An 18,951-nucleotide genomic window follows, 5' to 3' on the forward strand; every position below is an offset into this window, starting at 1 on the left:
GGCGGGGTAGAGCGGCGCGTGTGTCGCCTGCAAACAGACAGGGTGCGCGAGGCCGTGGGCCTGGAGACGGAAGGCCTGGAAATGGAAGGTAGCGGGATACTGCGGACCGCTCCAGCATCACCGGAGCGGTAATGGCTGGAAAGCCTCAGGAAGCGACAGCGGGGTGGAATTCGCCTGACGGCAAGGTGCGAGCTTCAGGCGGTACGACAGGATCGCGGTAGATCGGCTTGGTGCGTAGCGGGCCCATCAGACGGAGGCCATTTAACAATTCGATGCAAAGGCAATCGTTATCGACACCGACATCTTTTACTTTTTGCTCGGATTTGCGTTCGCTCATAGTTTCTCCAGTATCCCCGTTTGAACTTTACAAAACGTTAAGTCGACCCTGACGTCACTCTTGACATTAAACAAATATTTAATCGCCGTCAACCCAGCAAATATATTGTGTTGGATCAATATATGCAAATTAAATTCTGTTACAAATCGTGAAAATCAGATACATATAAACACAAATATATTTACGTGTGGCGCTTTTTTTACCTTTTTTCCTTGCTGTATTAAATATCCAACACCCTGTCGAGCACCTTTTGCTCCAGGGAACCGAAATCGACACTGCCACGTGCACGCGGCCGTCCCAGGGCCACTTCCTGGTCGAGTGCCAGCCGCCCTTCCTGGATCAGCAGGATGCGGTCGGCCAGCACCACGGCCTCCTGTACGTCGTGGGTCACCAGCACTGCCGTGAAGCCGCGCCGGGTCCAGAGCGTTTCGATCAATTGCTGCATTTCGATGCGGGTCAGCGCATCCAGCGCACCGAGCGGCTCGTCCAGCAGCAGGAGCTGCGGTTCGTGCACCAGTGCGCGCGCCAGGGCCACGCGCTGGCGCTGTCCGCCCGACAGCACCGCCGGCCAGTCGCCGGCACGTTCGGCCAGGCCGACGCTGGCCAATGCCGCGCGCGCCCTCTCTTCGCCATCGGCCAGGCCCAGCGCCACGTTCTGCAGCACGGTTTTCCAGGGCAGCAGGCGCGCATCCTGGAACATCATGCGCACTTCGGGCTGGCCGTCGCCGCTGCCGATGCGGAGCTGGCCGCCATCCGGCCGTTCCAGCCCGGCGATAGCGCGCAGCAGCGTGCTCTTGCCGCAGCCGCTGCGTCCGACCACGGCGACGAATTCGCCCGGCGCGATCTCGAGGTCGATCGCGTCGAGCACGGTGCGCCCGCCGTACTGCTTGCTGAGACCGCGCAGGCTCAGGGGCACGCCGTGCAGCGCCTGGTCGACCGTGCGGCTGACCTGTTTTTCTTCGATGGGATTGATTTGCATGACTGCCTCAGTACTCATTGATATGCAGGATTCCAGCGCAGGAAATGCCGCTCCAGCCCGCGTGCCGCCCAGTCGGCTGCCTTGCCCAGCAGCGCGTACAGCAGCACGCCGACCAGCACCACGTCGGTCTGCAGGAACTCGCGCGCATTCATGGTCATGTAGCCGATGCCGGCCTGGGCCGAGATGGTTTCGGCGACGATCAGGAGCACCCACACCAGCCCCAGCGAAAAGCGTACGCCGACCAGGATCGAGGGCAGCGCCCCGGGCAGGATCACGTCGCGGTACAGTGCCCAGCCGGACAGGCCGTAGCTGCGCGCCATTTCGATCAGGCCGGCATCGACCGAGCGGATGCCGTGGAAGGTGTTCAGGTACATCGGGAAAAACACGCCGATCGACAGCAGGAACAGCTTGGCCGCCTCGTCGATGCCGAACCACAGGATCACCAGCGGGATCAGGGCCAGGGCCGGGATGTTGCGGATCATCTGCAGGGTGGTGTCGAGCAGGGTCGCGGCGCGCCGGCTGCTGCCGTTGAGCAGGCCCAGCAGCAAGCCGAGGCCGGCACCGACCGCGAAACCCGCGATCGCGCGCCACAGGCTCACCTTCAGGTGGGTCCACAGTTCACCCGACAGCGCCAGGTTCCAGAACGCCGTCGCCACGGCCCAGGGTTCGGGCAGGATGCGGCTGGACAGCAGGCCGGTGTGCGCCGCCGCCTGCCATACGACCACCAGCAGGATCGGCAGTGCCCAGGGTGCCAGCGCGGCCGATAGTCGTGCAAATGCGCGCTGCGGCGCCAACACCGCCATCACGCCACCTTCTTGTCTTTTGGCACGCCGTCTTTTGGCAGGATGTCGCTGGCCATCACTTCGCCGAACGGCCCGGTCAGCGAGAGTTCCCCGCCCTGCTTGCCTTTACCCAGCAGCGGGAATACCAGCTCGGCGAAGCGGTAGGATTCTTCCAGGTGCGGATAGCCGGACAGGATGAAGGTCTCGATGCCGAGGTCGGCATACTCGCGCATGCGCGCCGCCACCGTTTCCGGATCGCCCACCAGCGCGGTACCGGCGCCGCCGCGCACCAGGCCGACCCCGGCCCACAGGTTGGGCGAGACTTCCAGCTTGTCGCGGCGCCCGCCGTGCAGGGCCGCCATGCGGCGCTGGCCGACCGAATCCATCTTCGCGAACGCGGCCTGGGCCTTGGCGATGACGTCGTCGTCCAGGTGGCTGATCAATTCGTCGGCGGCCTTCCACGCTTCTTCATTGGTCTCGCGCACGATCACGTGCAGGCGGATGCCGAACTTCAGCGTGCGGCCGTGCTTCGCGGCGCGGGCGCGGATGTCGTTCAGCTTCTCGGCCACGGCGGCCGGCGGCTCGCCCCAGGTCAGATACACGTCCATCTGCTCGGCGGCCAGCTCGTGCGCGGCTTCCGACGAGCCGCCGAAGTACAGCAGCGGATAGGGTTTCTGCACCGCCGGATACAGCGTGCGCGCGCCCTTCACGGTGATGTGCTTGCCCTCGAAATCGTAGCCCTTGGCGCCGCCCTCCCCTGCCATCGAGGCGCGCCAGACGCGGAAGAATTCGTCCGAGATCTCGTAGCGCTCGGCGTGGTCGGCGAACAGGCCGTCGGCTTCCAGTTCGCCCTGGTCGCCGCCGGTCACCACGTTGATCAGCAAACGCCCGCCGGACAGGCGGTCGAAGGTCGAGGCCATGCGCACCGACAGGCCGGGCGTGGACAGGCCGGGACGGATCGCCACCAGGAACTTGAGTTTGCGGGTTTCGTGGATCAGCGACGAGGCCACGATCCAGGCATCCTCGCACGAGCGCCCGGTCGGCAGCAGCACGCCCTCGTAGCCGAGAGTATCGGCGGCCACCGCGACCTGGCGCAGGTAGTCGCCGTCGACCGTGCGCGCGCCGCGGCTGGTGCCGAGATAGCGGCTGTCGCCGTGGGTGGGGAGGAACCAGAAAATATTCGGGGTCGACGGCATGATTCAATCCTTGGCCAGGAGTTCGGTGGGCGGCTGCGCTTCGCGCACCGCGATCGGTTTCGGTATCAGCTTGAGCTGGTAAAAGGCGTCGGCGATGTTTTGCTGCGCGCGCAGCACTTCCGGCGTGACGGCTTTCACGCCATACGCATAGCGCGCGCCCGCCAGCGCCACCACGTCGGCCGGCAAGCCGGTCTGCGCCGTCAGGATCGCGCTGACTTCCTGCGGATGGTCCTTGCCCCAGGCGTCGACCTTGCCGATCTCGTCGAGCACGAGGCGCACCACGTCCGGGTGCTGGCGCGCGAAGTCGCGCGAGGACAGATAAAACTGGTGGTTGGCGACCAGGCCCTGGCCGGTCGCCAGCACGCGTGCGCCGAGCTGCTTTTCGGCGGCGGCCAGGAACGGATCCCAGATCGCCCAGGCATCCACGGCGCCGCGCTCGAAGGCGGCGCGCGCGTCGGCGGGAGGCAGGTACACCGGCTGGATGTCGCGCCAGGCCACGCCCGCCTTTTCCAGCGCTTTCACTAATAAGTAGTGGACGTTGGAACCCTTGTTCAGGACGATCTTCTTGCCCTTCAGGTCGGCCAGCGAACGCAGCGTGGAGTTTTTCGGCACCACGATCGCTTCCGAGTTGGGCGACGGCGGTTCGTTGCCGACATAGGCCAGGCCGGCACCGGCCGCCTGGGCAAAGATCGGCGGCGCTTCGCCGACGGTGCCGAAATCGATGCTGCCGACGTTCAGGCCTTCGAGCAGCTGCGGCCCGGCCGGGAACTCGGTCCACTTGACCTTGATGCCTTTCGCCGCCAGGCGCGGCTCGAGCGTGGCGCGGCCCTTGAGCAGGGTCAGCGTGCCGTATTTCTGGTAGCCGATGCGGATTTCCTGCAGCGGTGCCGCGGCGACGCGGCCGGCGCTGCCGGCGAGTACAGCACCGGATGCGGCGGCAAACAGCAGGCCGAGCGTGCGCCGGCGCTGGCGCGCATGTTCGATATGGTCGGTCATGGTGTTCCTGTCAGGCGTGGAGGGTTGCGGAGGCGGGTGCCAGCGCAGACAGCGAACCCGCCGCCTTGCGCAGCAGTGCACCTTCCAGTTCGTGGGCCAGCTGCTCGACACCGGCGTCGATGCGCGCACCGATGACCGAGACCGGCAGCACGCCCTTGTCGGGATCCCAGGGCAGCTGTGCCGCGGTGGCATAGATGCTGGGAAGGATGTGGCGCGGCGCCAGCGAGGCCAGCACTGGCCGCAGCGCGTAATCGAGGGCCAGCATGTGCGACTGGCTGCCGCCGGTGGCCAGCGGCAGCACCAGCTTGCCCGCCAGCCCATCCTGCGGCAGCAGGTCGAGGAATACTTTCAGGACGCCGCTGAACGAAGCTTTATACACAGGCGTGCCGACGACGATGGCATCGGCCTCGTGGACCAGGGCTACCGCTTCGGCAATGGCGGGATCGCTGGTGTCGGCACGCAGCAAGGCTTGCGCCGGCAGGTCGCGCACTTGCAGCGCATTCGTGCGATGGCCGAGCGCAGCCAGGCGCGCACCGACGAGCTGTTGCAGGCGCCAGGTCGTCGACGGCGCGGATGGGCTTCCGCCCAGCAGAAGAACATTCATGATCGATATAGGTCAAGGAAACCATCACAGGCTACCGTCCATGCGACGCGGCTGGAACGAATGGTTTCGTCGTTGGATATGATCTTTTTGTTAAAACATTGGACGCATATCGATGTGCAGGAAATGTAGGAAAATCGAGGCACGCCAGCCGGGACAAGCCGGCCAACAAGGAGAAAAAATGGATGACGTGACGCGAGCGGGACTCATCGAAACGGGCTGGGAAGTCCACGGTGTGGTCGAAGACGCGCTGCTTCGCCACCCTGCCGTCAAAGGCAGCGGCGCGGACTGGCTGGACAAGCAGCGCCTGCTGCTGGCCGACATGGCGGTGCATTTGCTGCAGACGGCGCTCAAGCCCGGCCAGATCGAGCTGGACAAGCTCAGCAACAGCCTGCATGCGATCCTGACGATCTCGGATCAGTTCTTGCCGCATGCCGAACTCAAGGAGGCTACCAGGAAGATATACAGGGAGGTGGGCGAGCCGCGGCTTTAATGGAACCGTTCTAGCCGAGCTTGGGCCAATGCCAAGTTTTAGACGGCAGGAGTAACACGCCGCGGCAACTGCAGGATGGCCTCGGCATTCGAACTGGAAAAGCACCGGTCCGCCGCCTCCAGCAGCGGCAGCCACGCGTACTGCACGTGCTCGCGCGGCGCCAGCACGATCGGGATGTCGCGCGGGACGCAGACCGAAAAGACGTGCTCGGTGTTGTGGGTGATGCCGGGCGCATAGCGGTGGCGCCAGGTGGGGTAGATTTCGTAGATGTTGGACAGCTGCCAGTCGTGCAGCTTGATGCGTTCGCCGTCGGCGACGATGCCGGTTTCCTCGAACAGCTCGCGGGTTGCGGTCTGATGCAGCGGTTCGTCGAGCGCGTCGAGCGAGCCGGTGACCGATTGCCAGAAGCCGGGACGGTCGGCGCGTTCGATCAGCAGGACTTCCAGGTCGGCGGTGTGAATGACGACCAGGACGGATTCGGGGATCTTGTAAGCCATGGTCAGCATTGTAACGCTAGCTTAAAAACGTCGCCCCTGCGAAGGCAGGGGTCCAAGTTCTGCGCAGCGCGGCAAAGCGTGCAACTTGGACCCCTGCCTGCGCAGGGGCGACGGATCTTCTGCTAACTGATTACCAGGCGATCAAGCGACCTTCGGCTGCTCGCCACGCAGACGGATATGCAGCTCCTTCAGCTGCTTCTCGTCCACTTCCGACGGCGCATTGGTCAGCAGATCCTGCGCGCGCTGGGTTTTCGGGAAGGCGATCACGTCGCGGATCGAGGTCGAGCCGGTCATCAGCGTGATCAGGCGGTCCAGGCCGAAGGCCAGGCCACCGTGCGGCGGCGCGCCGTATTGCAGGGCGTCGAGCAGGAAGCCGAACTTCAGCTGGGCTTCTTCGGCGTCGATCTTCAGCGCACGGAACACCTTGCTCTGGACTTCTTCGCGGTGGATACGGATCGAGCCGCCGCCCAGTTCCCAGCCGTTCAGGACCATGTCGTAGGCCTTGGCGATGCAGGCGCCCGGGTTGGTCTCGAGCATGTCTTCGTGGCCGTCCTTCGGTGCGGTGAACGGGTGGTGGGTCGCGGTCCAGCGGTCGGCTTCGTCGTCGTACTCGAACATCGGGAAGTCGATCACCCACAGCGGCGACCAGACGTCGTCGAACAGGCCGGCCTTCTTGCCGAATTCCGAGTGGCCGATCTTCACGCGCAGCGCGCCCATGGCGTCGTTGACGACTTTGGCCTTGTCCGCACCGAAGAAGATCAGGTCGCCGTCTTCGGCGCCGGTCAGCGCCAGGATCTGGGTCAGCACGTCGTCCGACAGGTTTTTCACGATCGGCGACTGCAGGCCGTCACGGCCTTTCGCCTTCTCGTTGACCTTGATGTAGGCCAGGCCCTTGGCGCCGTAGATGGCGACGAACTGGGTGTACGCGTCGATTTCCGAACGCGGCATCGAACCGCCCTGCGGCACGCGCAGGCCGACCACGCGGCCGTTCGGCAGGTTGGCGGCGCTGTTGAAGACCTTGAATTCGACCGACTTCATCAGCTCGGTCAGTTCGGTGAACTGCAGCTTGACGCGCATGTCCGGCTTGTCCGAACCGTAGGAACCCATGGCGGTGGCGAAGTCCATCACCGGGAACGGGTTCGGCAGGTCGATGCCGGCCGCGTTCTTGAAGACGGTGCGCATCATGTCTTCGAACAGGTCACGGATTTCCTGCTCGGTCAGGAACGAGGTTTCGCAGTCGATCTGGGTGAATTCCGGCTGGCGGTCGGCGCGCAGGTCTTCGTCGCGGAAGCACTTGGTGATCTGGTAGTAGCGGTCGAAGTTGGCGACCATCAGCAGCTGCTTGAACAGTTGCGGCGACTGCGGCAGCGCAAAGAACGTGCCCGGGTTGACGCGCGACGGCACCAGGTAGTCGCGGGCGCCTTCCGGGGTCGACTTGCCCAGCATCGGGGTTTCGATGTCGATGAAGCCCAGGTTGTCCAGGTACTTGCGCACTTCCATCGAGACTTTGTAGCGCAGGCGCAGGTTGTGCTGCATCTGGTCGCGGCGCAGGTCGAGCACGCGGTGGGTCAGGCGGGTGGTTTCCGACAGGTTGTCGTCGTCCAGCTGGAACGGCACCGGCACCGAGGCGTTCAGCACTTCGACTTGCGAGGCGTTGATCTCGATCTTGCCCGACTTCAGGTTGGCGTTGGCGGTGCCTTCCAGGCGGTTCACGACGGTGCCGACGATGCGCAGGCAGTACTCGTTGCGCACGTGCTCGGCGGCCTTGAAGACGTCGGCGTTGTCCGGGTGGCAGACCACCTGCACCAGGCCCTCACGGTCGCGCAGGTCGATGAAGATCACACCGCCGTGGTCGCGGCGGCGGTGCACCCAGCCGCACAGGCTGACGGTTTGGCCCAGCAGTTCCTCGGTGACGAGGCCGCAGTAGTGAGTACGCATGGAGGACATAGTTTTTCGATCCAGGTTGGTTATTCGGTCGCCCGCTTCGCAGGCGTTTGATTCGGTTTGATTCTTCTAGTTTTTTATTTCAAGGGCCGCCGCATGCTCCGGGACGGCAGTGGCGGCGGTGGCGACCAGGTCCGGCGGCGCCACGACACCCATCGACACGATGTACTTCAGCGCCGCATCGACGCTCATGTCCAGCTCGACCACGCGGCTGCGTTCCAGCATCAGGAAGAAGCCGGAGGTCGGGTTCGGCGTCGTCGGCACGTACACGCTCACGTAATCGCCCACCAGGTGGTTCTTGACGTCGCCGCCCGGCACGCCGGTGAGGAAGCCGATCGTGTACGAGTTCTCGTGCGGATACGGGATCAGCACCGCCTTGCGGAAGGCATTGCCCGAGGACGAGAACAGCGTGTCCGATACCTGCTTGACGCTGCCGTAGATCGAATTGACCACCGGGATGCGGTGCAGCAGGCGCTCCCACAGGCGCACCACGTACTTGCCAACCAGGTTGTTGGCCAGCAGGCCGGTCAGGAACACGACCACCAGCGTGATGATCGCACCCAGGCCCGGGATGTGCGTGCGCGGTTGCCACTGCTGGGGCACCAGCAGCAGCGACTGGTCGAGCGTGCCGATCACCAGGTTCAGGACCCAGAGGGTGATCGCCAGCGGGACCAGGACCAGCAGGCCGGTGATGAAATATTTACGCATCGCGGTCGTGTCGTCTCTCGTTGCCGGTTCAGCTGCTGCTGCCGTCCTTGGCAGGCGCTGGCGCCGGTGCGGCTGCGGGCGCCGCAGCCGGCGCTTCCTTGGCGGCCGGCGTGCTGCCCTCGGCAGGGGCCGACGGTGCCGTCCCGGTCGCCGGTGCGCTGCCACCGCGGAAGTCGGTCACGTACCAGCCGGTGCCCTTGAGCTGGAAACCGGCGGCAGTCACCTGCTTCTTGAACGATGACTTGCCGCAGTTCGGGCAGACGGTCAGAACCGGATCGGAAATCTTTTGCAGTACATCCTTGGCAAAACCGCATTCATCGCAGCGGTAGGCGTAAATCGGCATCTGAATACTCCGCAAAAATCATCAAAACCCTGAATTATAAAGCTTTTACAGAGGAAGTTGCCTTTTGCGGCAGCCTGGGTGGCGCCGATGCGTTTTGGACAAGTGCTGCATTCATGCAACATGTTGTTTTTCATCACAGCCGTGTGCGGTTGCGTTTGCCGTTCATCAACTTACCTGTTTAAATAGCACCTCTCAGCTGATTCAGCTGAACCAAGAAACAGAAGTTTGCGCAGCCGGTCTTGCCGGTGCGCCGCAAAGCCATAAAAGAACGACTTCAAATCGGGCCCGCAATGCGGGCCTTTCTTTTTTCCGTCTCAAGCAAAGTGCCAGTTGGCCATGATGTGCATCGCTGCCGCATACAGCGCCGCCGCGCTGGCGACGCAAGCGACGACCGTCATCAGGCGATTCATGCGGCGCTGCGCCTTCAGCACTTCGGCCAGCAGCTCGCTGATGTCGGCCACCGGATGGGCCTTGCGGTCCAGCACCTGGTGCGCCAGGCGCGGCAGTTGCGGGAAGATCTGGGCGAAGCGCGGCGCCTCGGCCTTCAGGCGCTCGACCATGCCGCGCCAGCCGACCTGCTCGGCCATCCAGCGCTCCAGGTAGGGTTTTGCGGTCTTCCACAGGTCCAGGTCCGGATCGAGCTGGCGCCCCAGGCCCTCGATGTTGAGCATGGTCTTTTGCAGCAGCACCAGCTGCGGCTGCACTTCGACGTTGAAGCGGCGCGAGGTCTGGAACAGGCGCAGCAGCACTTGGCCAAAAGAAATATCTTTCAGCGGACGGTCGAAGATCGGCTCGCAGGTGGCGCGCACCGCCGCTTCCAGCTCGTCGACGCGGGTGTCGCGCGGCGCCCAGCCGGATTCGATGTGGGCTTCGGCCACCCGTTTGTAGTCGCGGCGGAAGAAGGCCAGGAAGTTCTGCGACAGGTAATCCTTGTCGAAATCGTTGAGGGTGCCGACGATACCGAAGTCGAGCGCGATGTAGCGGCCGAAGGTCGCCTCGTCGATCGAGACCAAAATATTACCCGGGTGCATGTCCGCATGGAAAAAGCCGTCGCGGAAGACCTGGGTGAAGAAAATCTCGACGCCGTCGCTCGACAGCTTTTTGAGGTCGACGCCGGCGGCGGCCAGGCGGTCGATCTGCGAGATCGGGATGCCGTTCATGCGCTCCATCACGATCACGTTGCTGGTGCAGTAATCCCAGTGCATTTCCGGGACCATCAGCAGGTCCGATCCTGCAAAGTTACGGCGCAGCTGGCTGGCGTTCGCCGCCTCGCGCATCAGGTCGAGCTCGTCGTGCAGGTATTTGTCGAACTCGGCCACGACTTCGCGCGGCTTCAGGCGGCGGCTGTCCGGCCATACGCGTTCGATCAGGCCGGCCGCCGTCTGCATCAGGGCCAGGTCTTCGCCGATGGTGGTGTTCATGCCGGGACGCAGCACTTTCACTGCCACCTGCTTGCCGTTCTTCAGCGTGGCAAAGTGCACCTGCGCGATCGAGGCCGAGGCCACCGGGGTGTGCTCGAAGGTGGCGAACAGTTCGTCCGGATGGGCGCCCAGCGAGCGCGTGATCTGGGCGATCGCCTGCTCGGACGGGAACGGCGGCACGCGGTCCTGCAGCAGCGACAGCTCGGCCACGATATCCGGCGGCATCAGGTCGGGCCGGGTCGACAGCACCTGGCCGAACTTGACGAAGATCGGCCCCAGTTCTTCCAGCGCCAGGCGCAGGCGGATCGCACGCGGCGACGTGATGTTGCGCCAGAAAAAGACAGTATTCAGCAGGCGCGTGGTGCGCGGCACGCGGAACCCGGACATGGCGATCTCATCCAGGCCGTAACGGGTGGCAACGGTCAGGATTTTCAGCAGGCGCAGGAATTTCAGGATCATCAGGAATTCGACTTCGGTTCGGGGAGCAGTGGCACGGCCGCGGGAGCGGGCAACGCCGGGGGCGCGGAAGCGGCATTGCGCTGCAGCTTCTGGTCCAGTTGTTGTTCGAGCTTGGCGATGCGCTTGGCGCTGCGCTCGACGTCGTCGCGCAGGCGGCTGACCTCGGCGGCAAAGCCGTCGACGTGGTTCGGGCGCACCACCACGCGTTTTTCTTCCAGCAGGAATTCGGCCACGTTCTCGGCCAGGCGCCGTCCGGCCGAGGTGGCGGCGCCAAAGGCACCGCGCGCGCCGCCGACCAGGCGCACCGCACCGATCGGACCGATGAGGCGCTCGAGGTCGTGCTCGGCATCCCAGCGCAGGCCTTTCGACAGCTGCGAGATCGTGTTGGCGAACTCGGCATCGCCATCGATGCGCACATAGGAAAAGGCGCGCTCGCTGTTCTGCAGGATCAGCGGCAGGTCGCTCAGCTTGACGTGGATCGTGACGCTGGGCACGTCCTCGGCCTCGGCGGTCTCGAGCATGCCATCGCGCGCCACCCGCATGCACAGGCGCAGGTGGCCGGTATCGATGCAGGCGGTCTTGCCGGCATGGCGCATCAGGGACTCGCGCGCCCAGGCTTCCTGGGCCAGCAGGTGGTTGACGGTGGCGACGGCAGGTGCGCTCAAATTGGGAGTCAGGGCCATGGATTCATATCTACAAAAGAAAAACCGCCCGGAATGCGGGCGGTTTCGATCTTACCAGTTCACCGGAGCACAAACCCGGCAGCACGAACGGCGCGCACCAGGTCTGGCAAAATAAAGTCAGGTGATTTGCTGGATACCGGCCAACACCCAGCCGCCATTCCCGTTCAGCGGCTTGGACAGGTTCCAGACTTCGACGAACGGCTCGGCCGGCGCATTCGGCGCATTGCGCATCATGCCGTTGAACTGCACGCTCGCCAGGTAGTCGCGTTCGGTGGTTTCGATGCCGAGCAGCTGGGCATCGATCGAGACCACGTCGGTGAAGTCGGCATTGCCGCCACGTTCCTGGATCTGCATCGACAGCTCGCCGTAGACTTCGGGCGAGGTGAACTCGCGCAGGTCGGCGGTGTCGCCGCGGTCCCAGGAAGCCTGCATGCGGATGAACGAGGCCTTGGCATGGCGCAGGAAGGCGTCAACATCGAAGCCGGCCGGCACGCCCCATTGCTGGTGCGCATTGCCGCCCTTGTCGAGCGAGAGGCCGCCGCTGGCGCCGCCGAGCGGGTAGCCGGGCTGGGCATTGTCCTGATAGCTGTCGCGCTGGTAGCCGCCGTTCAGGCCGGAACCGATTTCAGGGGTACCCGTGGCCGGCACCGGGGTCTGGTTATAGCCGGAGAAGGTCGGTGCAGCCGGGGTCGACTTGCGGCGGAACATGCGCACGATGAACATCACGGCCAGGGCCAGCAGCACGATCATCAGGATCGACGACAGCATGCTGGCGGCGGCACCGCCGATGCCCAGGTGCGAGAACAGGGCGCCCAGGCCGAGGCCGAGCAGCGCGCCGCCCAGGATGCCCTTCCACATGCTCGGACGCTGCTGCGGCACTTGCGGACGCGGCGCGGCGGCGGCCGGCGGCACCGCCTGGCGCTGGTACGGCTGTTGATAGCTCGGTGCCGGGGCCGGCGCCGGAGCGCGCATCTGGCGCACCGACTGCGACTGGCGACCGATCGAGCGGCCGCCGCCGACCGGGCGTGCGAACGCCTCGGCCACCGACGACAAGGCCGTCACCGCGATTAACATGCTGGCCAAGAATTTTTTCATGGTCATACCCTCAGAATTTGATACCGGTGTGTAATGCGGCCACACCCGCCGTCAGGTTGAAATACTGCACCCGATCCAGTCCTGCCGTTTCCATCATCGATTTCAGTGTGTCCTGGTCGGGATGCATGCGAATCGATTCGGCCAGGTAGCGGTAGCTCTCGGCATCGTTGGCGATGCGCTGGCCCAGCCATGGCAGCACCGAGAACGAATACACGTCGTAGGGCTTCTGCAGCGGCGCAGCCACTTTCGAGAACTCCAGCACCAGCAACTTGCCGCCCGGCTTCAGCACGCGGCGCATTTCCGCCAGTGCCTGGTCCTTGTGCGTCATGTTGCGCAGGCCGAAGGCCACGCTGACCCGGTCGAAATAATTGTCTGGAAATGGCAATTTTTCTGCGTCACACAGCAAGGTGGGGGTCACCAGGCCTTTATTCAAGAGACGGTCGCGGCCGACGCGCAGCATCGACTCGTTGATGTCGGTGAGCCAGACCTCGCCGCTCGGCCCCGCCTGCTTGGCAAAGGCCTTGGACAGGTCGCCGGTACCGCCGGCGATGTCGAGCACCTTGAAGCCCGGGCGGATGCCGGCCTGGGCGATGGTGAACGCCTTCCAGATCCGGTGCAGGCCGCCCGACATCAAGTCGTTCATCACGTCGTACTTGGACGCGACCGAGTGGAATACCTTGGCGACTTCGTGGACTTTGTCGTCCTCGGAAACGGTCTTGTAGCCGAAATGGGTGGTGTTAGTCATAGTGCTCTGCCGGTTGATCTTGACGCATTATACAAGCGGCATGCATGAGCGAGCGCGCGGGGGAACGGCTGGCAGGGAAAACGTTTGCTTATGGCGCTGTTGTTTTCTACATGAAGTATCGAAAAAAAGTCGCACAAATCGTGCCCCATTCTTCCAAAACAGTCTTTATAATAATTTAACTTTGTCAGCGCAGTCCTTGCATCACCGATGCTTTCACGCGTAGTGGCAAAGTTTTAAACCTACTACACTTGTGAGAATTAAAAATGGCGACTGGTATTGTTAAATGGTTCAATGACGCAAAAGGCTTCGGCTTCATCACCCCGGACGGCGGCGGCGAAGACCTGTTTGCGCACTTCTCGGCGATCAACGCTCAAGGCTTCAAATCGCTGCAAGAGAACCAGCGTGTGAGCTTCGAAGTGACCACCGGCCCGAAAGGCAAGCAGGCTTCGAACATCCAGCCGCAGTAATTCTCCCGCAGGGATACCCTCCCGAGCGCCGGTCCATTCGACCGGCATGAAAAAAGCGCCGGGCACATCATGTGCCGGCGCTTTTTTCGTTTCGACGCGCATGACTGCGCGTCTGGTGCGTAGCGCGTCAGTGGCAACCGCAGCTGCCGCTGCCGCAACCGCCGCCCGACTTGGCGCCGGCCGGTTCGGCCACCGGCTCGCGGCCGCTGTCGCCGAAATAACCGGCGGCGTGCAGGCGGCCAACGTAGTCGTGCCAGAGTTCCTTCTGTTCCTTGCCCAGCTTGTAAAGATAATCCCAGGTGTAGATGCCGGATTCGTGGCCGTCGGTGAACAGCGGCTTGACGCCGTAGTTGCCGACCGGCTCGACGGCTTTGATGCCGACGTCACGCTTGCCGATCTGCAACGTTTCCTGGCCGGGGCCGTGGCCTTGCACGGCGGCCGAGGGCGAGTAGACGCGCAGCAGTTCGAACGGGATCGAGAAATTGGCGCCGTCGTCGAAGGCGATGTCGAAGCGTTTGGATTGTTGGTGGACGGTGAGTTCGGTGGGGATGGCCATGATGTCAGGTACGTGTTGATAGCGAAAATGGTTATTTCCGCAAATGAGAACCGTCGCCCCTGCGAAGGCAGGGGCCCAAGTTCTTCATGAGCCGTCGAAATGCGCGCAACTTGGGCCCCTGCCTTCGCAGGGGCGACGATGGAATAAGCGTATTTTACTGCTTGGCGAACCGCCGTGTGATCGCCTCTACCAATCGCGGCAATAGCGCCCGGCGCGCCTCCAGCACCGCCGCATCGGTCGCGCGCACCGCCTGCGCCCACACCGGCGCCGGGAAATGGGCGTCGTCGGCGTAGCGCGGAATCACGTGCCAGTGCAGATGCGGCACCACGTTGCCGAGGCTGGCTACATTCACTTTCAGGGGCTGCATGACCTCGCGCACCGCCAATTCCAGCTGCCACACGGCCTCGTTCAGCAGCAGGCGGTCTTCATCGAGCAGGTCGCTGACTTCGCGCACATGATCCTTCCAGATCACGCGCGCGAAGCCCGGGTAATTGGGCTCGTCCGCCAGGATTACGGCGAACTTGTCGTTTTCGACTACCCTGGAAACGGCAAGTTCGCACAGTTCGCAGCCGGCGAGCCGGGTCATACCAGCACCCTTTCGATACCGCCGTTGTTGGCCTTGGCGACGTACTCCGGCAGCCAGTTCTCGCCCAGCAGGTGCTTGGCCATCTCGACCACGATGTAGTCGGCGGTGGTGCCGGCATCCTCGTTGTAGCGCGACAGGCCCTGCAGGCAGGACGGGCAGCTGGTCAGGATCTTGACCTGGCCGTCGAAGCCGTCGGCGCGCAGTTTATCGGCCCCCTTCTCCATTTCCTGCTCCTTGCGGAAGCGGACCTGGGTCGAGATGTCCGGGCGCGACACGGCAAAGGTGCCGGACTCGCCGCAGCAGCGGTCGTTCTTCTCGATCTTGACGTTGTCGACGGTCTGCACCAGCGCATTTACCGTCTTCATCGGATCCTGCAGCTTCATCGGCGTGTGGCAGGGATCGTGGTACATGTAGCGGGTACCGCTCACGCCTTCCAGCTTGACGCCCTTCTCCAGCAGGTATTCGTGGATGTCGACGATGCGGCAGCCCGGGAAGATCTTCTCGAACTCGTAGCCCGCCAGCGAGTCGTAGCAGGTGCCGCAGGAGACCACGACCGTCTTGATGTCCAGATAATTGAGCGTGTTGGCCATGCGGTGGAACAGCACGCGGTTATCGGTCACCATCTTGTCGGCCTTGTCGAACTGGCCGGCACCGCGTTGCGGGTAGCCGCAGCACAAATAGCCCGGCGGCATCACGGTCTGCACGCCGACTTCCCACAGCATCGCCTGGGTCGCCAGGCCGACCTGCGAGAACAGGCGCTCCGAGCCGCAGCCCGGGAAGTAGAACACGGCTTCGGTATCGGCCGTCGTCACCTTCGGGTTGCGGATGATCGGGATGACCTTGTCGTCCTCGATGTCCAGCAGCGCGCGCGCCGTCTTCTTCGGCAAATTGCCCGGCATCTTCTTGTTGACGAAGTGGATCACCTGCTCGCGCACCGGCAGCTTGCCGGTAGTCGGCGGCGGCGCCTTGGTCGTCTCTTTCGCCAGGCCCTTCAGCAGCGTGTTGCCCAGGCGCTGGGCCTTGAAGCCGAAGTCCACCATCGCCTTGCGGGTGGCGTTGATCGTGGTCGGATCGGTCGCGTTCAGGAAGAACATCGCCGCGCGGTTGGCCGGCTTGAAGCTGCGCTTGTCCATCTTGCGCAGCAGGTTACGCATGTTCATCGAGACGTCGCCGAAGTCGATGTTGACCGGGCACGGCGTCACGCACTTGTGGCACACGGTGCAGTGGTCGGACACGTCCTCGAACTCTTCCCAGTGGCGGATCGACACGCCGCGCCTGGTCTGCTCTTCATACAAAAAGGCTTCGATCAGGGCGGACGTCGCCAGGATCTTGTCGCGCGGCGAATACAGCAGGTTCGATTGCGGCACGTGGGTCGTGCACACCGGCTTGCACTTGCCGCAGCGCAGGCAGTCCTTGATGCTGTTGGCGATCTCGCCGATATCGCTCTGCTGCATGATCAGCGACTCGTGGCCCATCAGGCCGAACGACGGCGTGTACGCATTGGTGAGATCGGCCGCCACCGCCGTGGTATTCAGCAGCTTGCCTTTATTAAAACGGCCTTCCGGGTCGACGCGCTGCTTGTACTCGCGGAATTCGCGGATCTCGTCGTCGGTCAGGAATTCCAGTTTGGTGATGCCGATGCCGTGCTCGCCCGAGATCACGCCGTCCAGCGAACGCGCCAATTTCATGATGCGCTCGACGGCTTTATGGGCGTCCTGCAGCATCGCGTAATCGTCGGAATTCACCGGCAGGTTGGTGTGCACGTTGCCGTCGCCGGCGTGCATGTGCAGCGCCACGAACACGCGCGAACGCAGCACGCGCTTGTGGATGGCAGTCGCTTCATCCAGGATCGGTTTATAGGCCGCGCCGTTGAAGATCTGGCGCAGCGGCGCGCGGATGTCGTTCTTCCACGAGACGCGCACCGTGTGATCCTGCACCACGTCGAACAGGGTCGCGCCCGGCTGATGGGACACGCGCTGCTCGACCGTGTCGTACAGCGTCGACAGGCCGAAGTCGGCCAGCTTGGTCCGGACCTCGGTCAGCGGCTGGTCGAGGTTGGCCAGCAGCCAGCCCCAGCGCGCCGCGACCTGCCCCAGCAGCTCGTCGGCCTGTTGCGGACGGTCGCCCAGGATCTCTTCCTTCGACACGCCTTCGCCGGTCGCATCGTCGGCCTTGGTCACTTCCAGCTGGCCGGACGTGAACCAGGCATGCAGTTCCTCGACCAGCTGCAGCTTGTTCTTGATCGACAGCTCGACGTTGATGCGCTCGATGCCATCCGTGTACTCGCCCATGCGATTGAGCGGGATGACCACGTCCTCGTTGATCTTGAAGGCGTTGGTGTGGCGCGCGATCGCCGCGGTGCGCGAGCGGTCGAGCCAGAATTTCTTGCGCGCTTCCGGGCTGACGGCGACGAAACCTTCGCCGACGCGCGTGTTCGCCAGGCGCACCACTTCCGAGGCCGCCAGCGCCACCGCATTCTCGTCGTCGCCGACGATGTCGCCGAACAGCGCCATCTTGGGCAGCGTGCCGCGCTTGGATTTGGTGGCGTAGCCGACCGCGCGCAGGTAGCGCTCGTCGAGGTGTTCGAGGCCGGCCAGGCGCAGGCTTTCGAATTCCGGCTTGCCGCTCTTCGGCAGGCTGTCCAGGTAATCCTTGATCTCGACGATCGACGGGATCGCATCGCGCGCCTGGCCGAAGAATTCCAGGGCCACGGTGCGCGTAAACTTCGGCATCTTGTGCAGGATCCAGCGGCCCGAGGTGATCAAGCCGTCGGTGCCCTCTTTCTGCACGCCCGGCAGGCCGGCCAGGAACTTGTCGGTGACGTCCTTGCCCAGGCCTTCCTTGCGGAAGCGGCGGCCTTCGATCGACAGGGTCTCGGTGCGGAAGGGTTCACCTTTCGGTGCGCCCTTTTCCGACGGATGCGTCCATTCCAGCTTGAAGGTCGCGACCGGGGTGTCGTGGATCTTGCCCAGGTTGTGGTCGACGCGCGTGACCTCGAGCCAGTCGCCGTTCGGGTCGACCATGCGCCACGAAGCCAGGTTGTCGAGCGCGGTGCCCCACAGGACGGCCTTCTTGCCGCCGGCGTTCATCGCGATGTTGCCGCCGATGCAGGAGGCGTGCGCCGAGGTCGGGTCGACCGCGAACACGAAGCCGGCCTTCTCGGCCGCCTGCGACACGCGCTGGGTGACCACGCCGGCGCCGGTGTAGATGGTCGCGTACTCGCGGTCCACGCCCGGCAGGCGGGTCAGCTCGACCTCGCTCATGTGGATCAGCTTTTCGGTGTTGATCACGGCCGACATCGGCGACAGCGGAATCGCGCCGCCGGTGTAGCCGGTGCCGCCGCCTCGCGGGATGATGGTCAGCCCGAGTTCGATGCAGCCCTTGACCAGGCCGGCCATCTCCTCTTCGCTGTCCGGCAGCACCACCAGGAACGGGTATTCGACGCGCCAGTCGGTGGCGTCGGTCACGTGCGAGGTGCGGTGCATGCCGTCGAAGCGGATGTTGCGCTTGTCGGTATAGCGGCCCAGCACGGCCTTGGCGCGCTTGCGCAGGTCGTACATGTCGGAAAATTCGCGGCCGAAATCGTCGACCGCCTTGCGCGCGGCGGCCAGCAGCTGCTCGACCGCGCTGCTGCGGGCGGCATCGGCATTCTCGCCGGCGTCGATCGTCAGGCGGCGCTTGTCGACCTCGGCCAGGCGGTGGTGCAGGGCCTCGATCAGCTTGGCGCGCCGCTTGGGGTTGTCCAGCATGTCGTCCTGTAGATACGGGTTGCGGCGCACCACCCAGATGTCGCCCAGCACCTCGTACAGCATGCGTGCCGAACGGCCGGTCTGGCGCGCACCGCGCAATTCGTCGAGCAGGCGCCACGAGGACTCGCCCAGCAGCCGGATCACGATCTCGCGATCGGAAAACGAGGTGTAGTTATAGGGGATTTCACGCAGGCGGGCCGGCGCGTTCTCTTCGAGCAGGGCGTGGATATTTGCGGGAGCGTTCATGGGAAAGTCGACTGGCGTACTGACGCGTAGGACATCCATTCTAGCTTAATGCGGTGCACCACGCTGGA

19 protein-coding genes are annotated in these 18,951 nt (G+C 64.0%); 2 read left to right on the top strand and 17 right to left on the bottom strand.

The window, feature by feature from the left end:
• Positions 1–145: 145 nt before the first annotated feature.
• From FBX97_RS19200 to ssuE, 6 genes are all read right to left on the bottom strand, one after another.
• The gene (locus FBX97_RS19200; protein WP_141835244.1) at positions 146–337 is read right to left on the bottom strand and encodes a hypothetical protein; all 192 of its coding nucleotides are present in this window, start codon (positions 335–337) and stop codon (positions 146–148) included.
• Between the two features lie 220 nt (positions 338–557).
• A complete protein-coding gene (locus FBX97_RS19205) occupies positions 558–1,316 on the bottom strand; it encodes an ATP-binding cassette domain-containing protein (protein WP_141835247.1) in 759 nt (252 codons plus the stop codon).
• A 14-nt stretch (positions 1,317–1,330) separates the two neighbouring features.
• Positions 1,331–2,119 (bottom strand): aliphatic sulfonate ABC transporter permease SsuC, encoded by a 789-nt coding sequence (gene ssuC / locus FBX97_RS19210; RefSeq protein WP_185748701.1) that lies wholly within the window; start codon positions 2,117–2,119, stop codon positions 1,331–1,333.
• Positions 2,119–3,294, bottom strand: a complete 1,176-nt coding sequence (gene ssuD / locus FBX97_RS19215) for an FMNH2-dependent alkanesulfonate monooxygenase (RefSeq protein ID WP_141835257.1) — start codon at positions 3,292–3,294, stop codon at positions 2,119–2,121. The genes ssuC and ssuD overlap by 1 nt, the downstream gene beginning before the upstream one ends.
• A 3-nt stretch (positions 3,295–3,297) precedes the next feature.
• On the bottom strand, positions 3,298–4,290 hold the full coding sequence (locus FBX97_RS19220) for a sulfonate ABC transporter substrate-binding protein (protein WP_141835263.1): 993 nt from the start codon (positions 4,288–4,290) through the stop codon (positions 3,298–3,300).
• 10 nt (positions 4,291–4,300) lie between these two features.
• Entirely contained in the window at positions 4,301–4,894 is a 594-nt protein-coding gene (gene ssuE / locus FBX97_RS19225; protein ID WP_141835266.1) for an NADPH-dependent FMN reductase, read from the bottom strand.
• A 178-nt stretch (positions 4,895–5,072) separates the two neighbouring features.
• Here ssuE and FBX97_RS19230 point away from each other — a divergent pair, with 178 nt between their 5' ends.
• Positions 5,073–5,384, top strand: a complete 312-nt coding sequence (locus FBX97_RS19230) for a hypothetical protein (protein ID WP_141835269.1) — start codon at positions 5,073–5,075, stop codon at positions 5,382–5,384.
• Positions 5,385–5,422: 38 nt separating this feature from the next.
• Here FBX97_RS19230 and nudB read toward each other — a convergent pair whose 3' ends face one another.
• The 8 genes from nudB to ubiE form a co-directional block, all read right to left on the bottom strand.
• A complete protein-coding gene (gene nudB, locus FBX97_RS19235; protein WP_141835273.1) occupies positions 5,423–5,881 on the bottom strand; it encodes a dihydroneopterin triphosphate diphosphatase in 459 nt (152 codons plus the stop codon).
• Between the two features lie 141 nt (positions 5,882–6,022).
• Positions 6,023–7,819 carry an aspartate--tRNA ligase gene (aspS, locus tag FBX97_RS19240; protein WP_185748660.1) on the bottom strand — a complete coding sequence of 599 codons (1,797 nt, stop codon included), beginning with the start codon at positions 7,817–7,819 and terminating at the stop codon, positions 6,023–6,025.
• Positions 7,820–7,894: 75 nt separating this feature from the next.
• Positions 7,895–8,533 carry a DUF502 domain-containing protein gene (locus FBX97_RS19245; protein WP_141835278.1) on the bottom strand — a complete coding sequence of 213 codons (639 nt, stop codon included), beginning with the start codon at positions 8,531–8,533 and terminating at the stop codon, positions 7,895–7,897.
• Positions 8,534–8,561: 28 nt separating this feature from the next.
• Positions 8,562–8,876 carry an FmdB family zinc ribbon protein gene (locus FBX97_RS19250; RefSeq protein ID WP_141835281.1) on the bottom strand — a complete coding sequence of 105 codons (315 nt, stop codon included), beginning with the start codon at positions 8,874–8,876 and terminating at the stop codon, positions 8,562–8,564.
• A gap of 314 nt (positions 8,877–9,190) precedes the next feature.
• On the bottom strand, positions 9,191–10,756 hold the full coding sequence (ubiB, locus tag FBX97_RS19255; RefSeq protein WP_141835284.1) for a ubiquinone biosynthesis regulatory protein kinase UbiB: 1,566 nt from the start codon (positions 10,754–10,756) through the stop codon (positions 9,191–9,193).
• On the bottom strand, positions 10,756–11,439 hold the full coding sequence (locus FBX97_RS19260; protein ID WP_255517554.1) for an SCP2 domain-containing protein: 684 nt from the start codon (positions 11,437–11,439) through the stop codon (positions 10,756–10,758). The genes ubiB and FBX97_RS19260 overlap by 1 nt, the downstream gene beginning before the upstream one ends.
• 117 nt (positions 11,440–11,556) lie before the next feature.
• The gene (locus FBX97_RS19265) at positions 11,557–12,540 is read right to left on the bottom strand and encodes a Tim44 domain-containing protein (RefSeq protein ID WP_141835287.1); all 984 of its coding nucleotides are present in this window, start codon (positions 12,538–12,540) and stop codon (positions 11,557–11,559) included.
• A gap of 4 nt (positions 12,541–12,544) precedes the next feature.
• Complete coding sequence (gene ubiE / locus FBX97_RS19270) at positions 12,545–13,279, bottom strand: bifunctional demethylmenaquinone methyltransferase/2-methoxy-6-polyprenyl-1,4-benzoquinol methylase UbiE (protein ID WP_141835291.1); 735 nt, start codon at positions 13,277–13,279, stop codon at positions 12,545–12,547.
• 263 nt (positions 13,280–13,542) lie between these two features.
• Here ubiE and FBX97_RS19275 point away from each other — a divergent pair, with 263 nt between their 5' ends.
• Complete coding sequence (locus tag FBX97_RS19275; RefSeq protein ID WP_141835296.1) at positions 13,543–13,746, top strand: cold-shock protein; 204 nt, start codon at positions 13,543–13,545, stop codon at positions 13,744–13,746.
• Positions 13,747–13,873: 127 nt separating this feature from the next.
• Here FBX97_RS19275 and FBX97_RS19280 read toward each other — a convergent pair whose 3' ends face one another.
• From FBX97_RS19280 to FBX97_RS19290, 3 genes are all read right to left on the bottom strand, one after another.
• Positions 13,874–14,302, bottom strand: coding sequence for a gamma-butyrobetaine hydroxylase-like domain-containing protein (locus tag FBX97_RS19280; RefSeq protein ID WP_185748661.1), 429 nt, complete (start codon positions 14,300–14,302; stop codon positions 13,874–13,876).
• Positions 14,303–14,456: 154 nt separating this feature from the next.
• Positions 14,457–14,888 carry an HIT family protein gene (locus tag FBX97_RS19285; RefSeq protein WP_141835302.1) on the bottom strand — a complete coding sequence of 144 codons (432 nt, stop codon included), beginning with the start codon at positions 14,886–14,888 and terminating at the stop codon, positions 14,457–14,459.
• Positions 14,885–18,883: an FAD/FMN-binding oxidoreductase gene (locus FBX97_RS19290; RefSeq protein WP_141835305.1), complete on the bottom strand. Its 3,999-nt coding sequence runs from the start codon at positions 18,881–18,883 to the stop codon at positions 14,885–14,887. The genes FBX97_RS19285 and FBX97_RS19290 overlap by 4 nt, the downstream gene beginning before the upstream one ends.
• Positions 18,884–18,951 lie beyond the last annotated feature (68 nt).

It is taken from the genome of Herbaspirillum sp. SJZ107, assembly GCF_006715485.1.
Classification (GTDB): Bacteria; Pseudomonadota; Gammaproteobacteria; order Burkholderiales; family Burkholderiaceae_D; genus Telluria.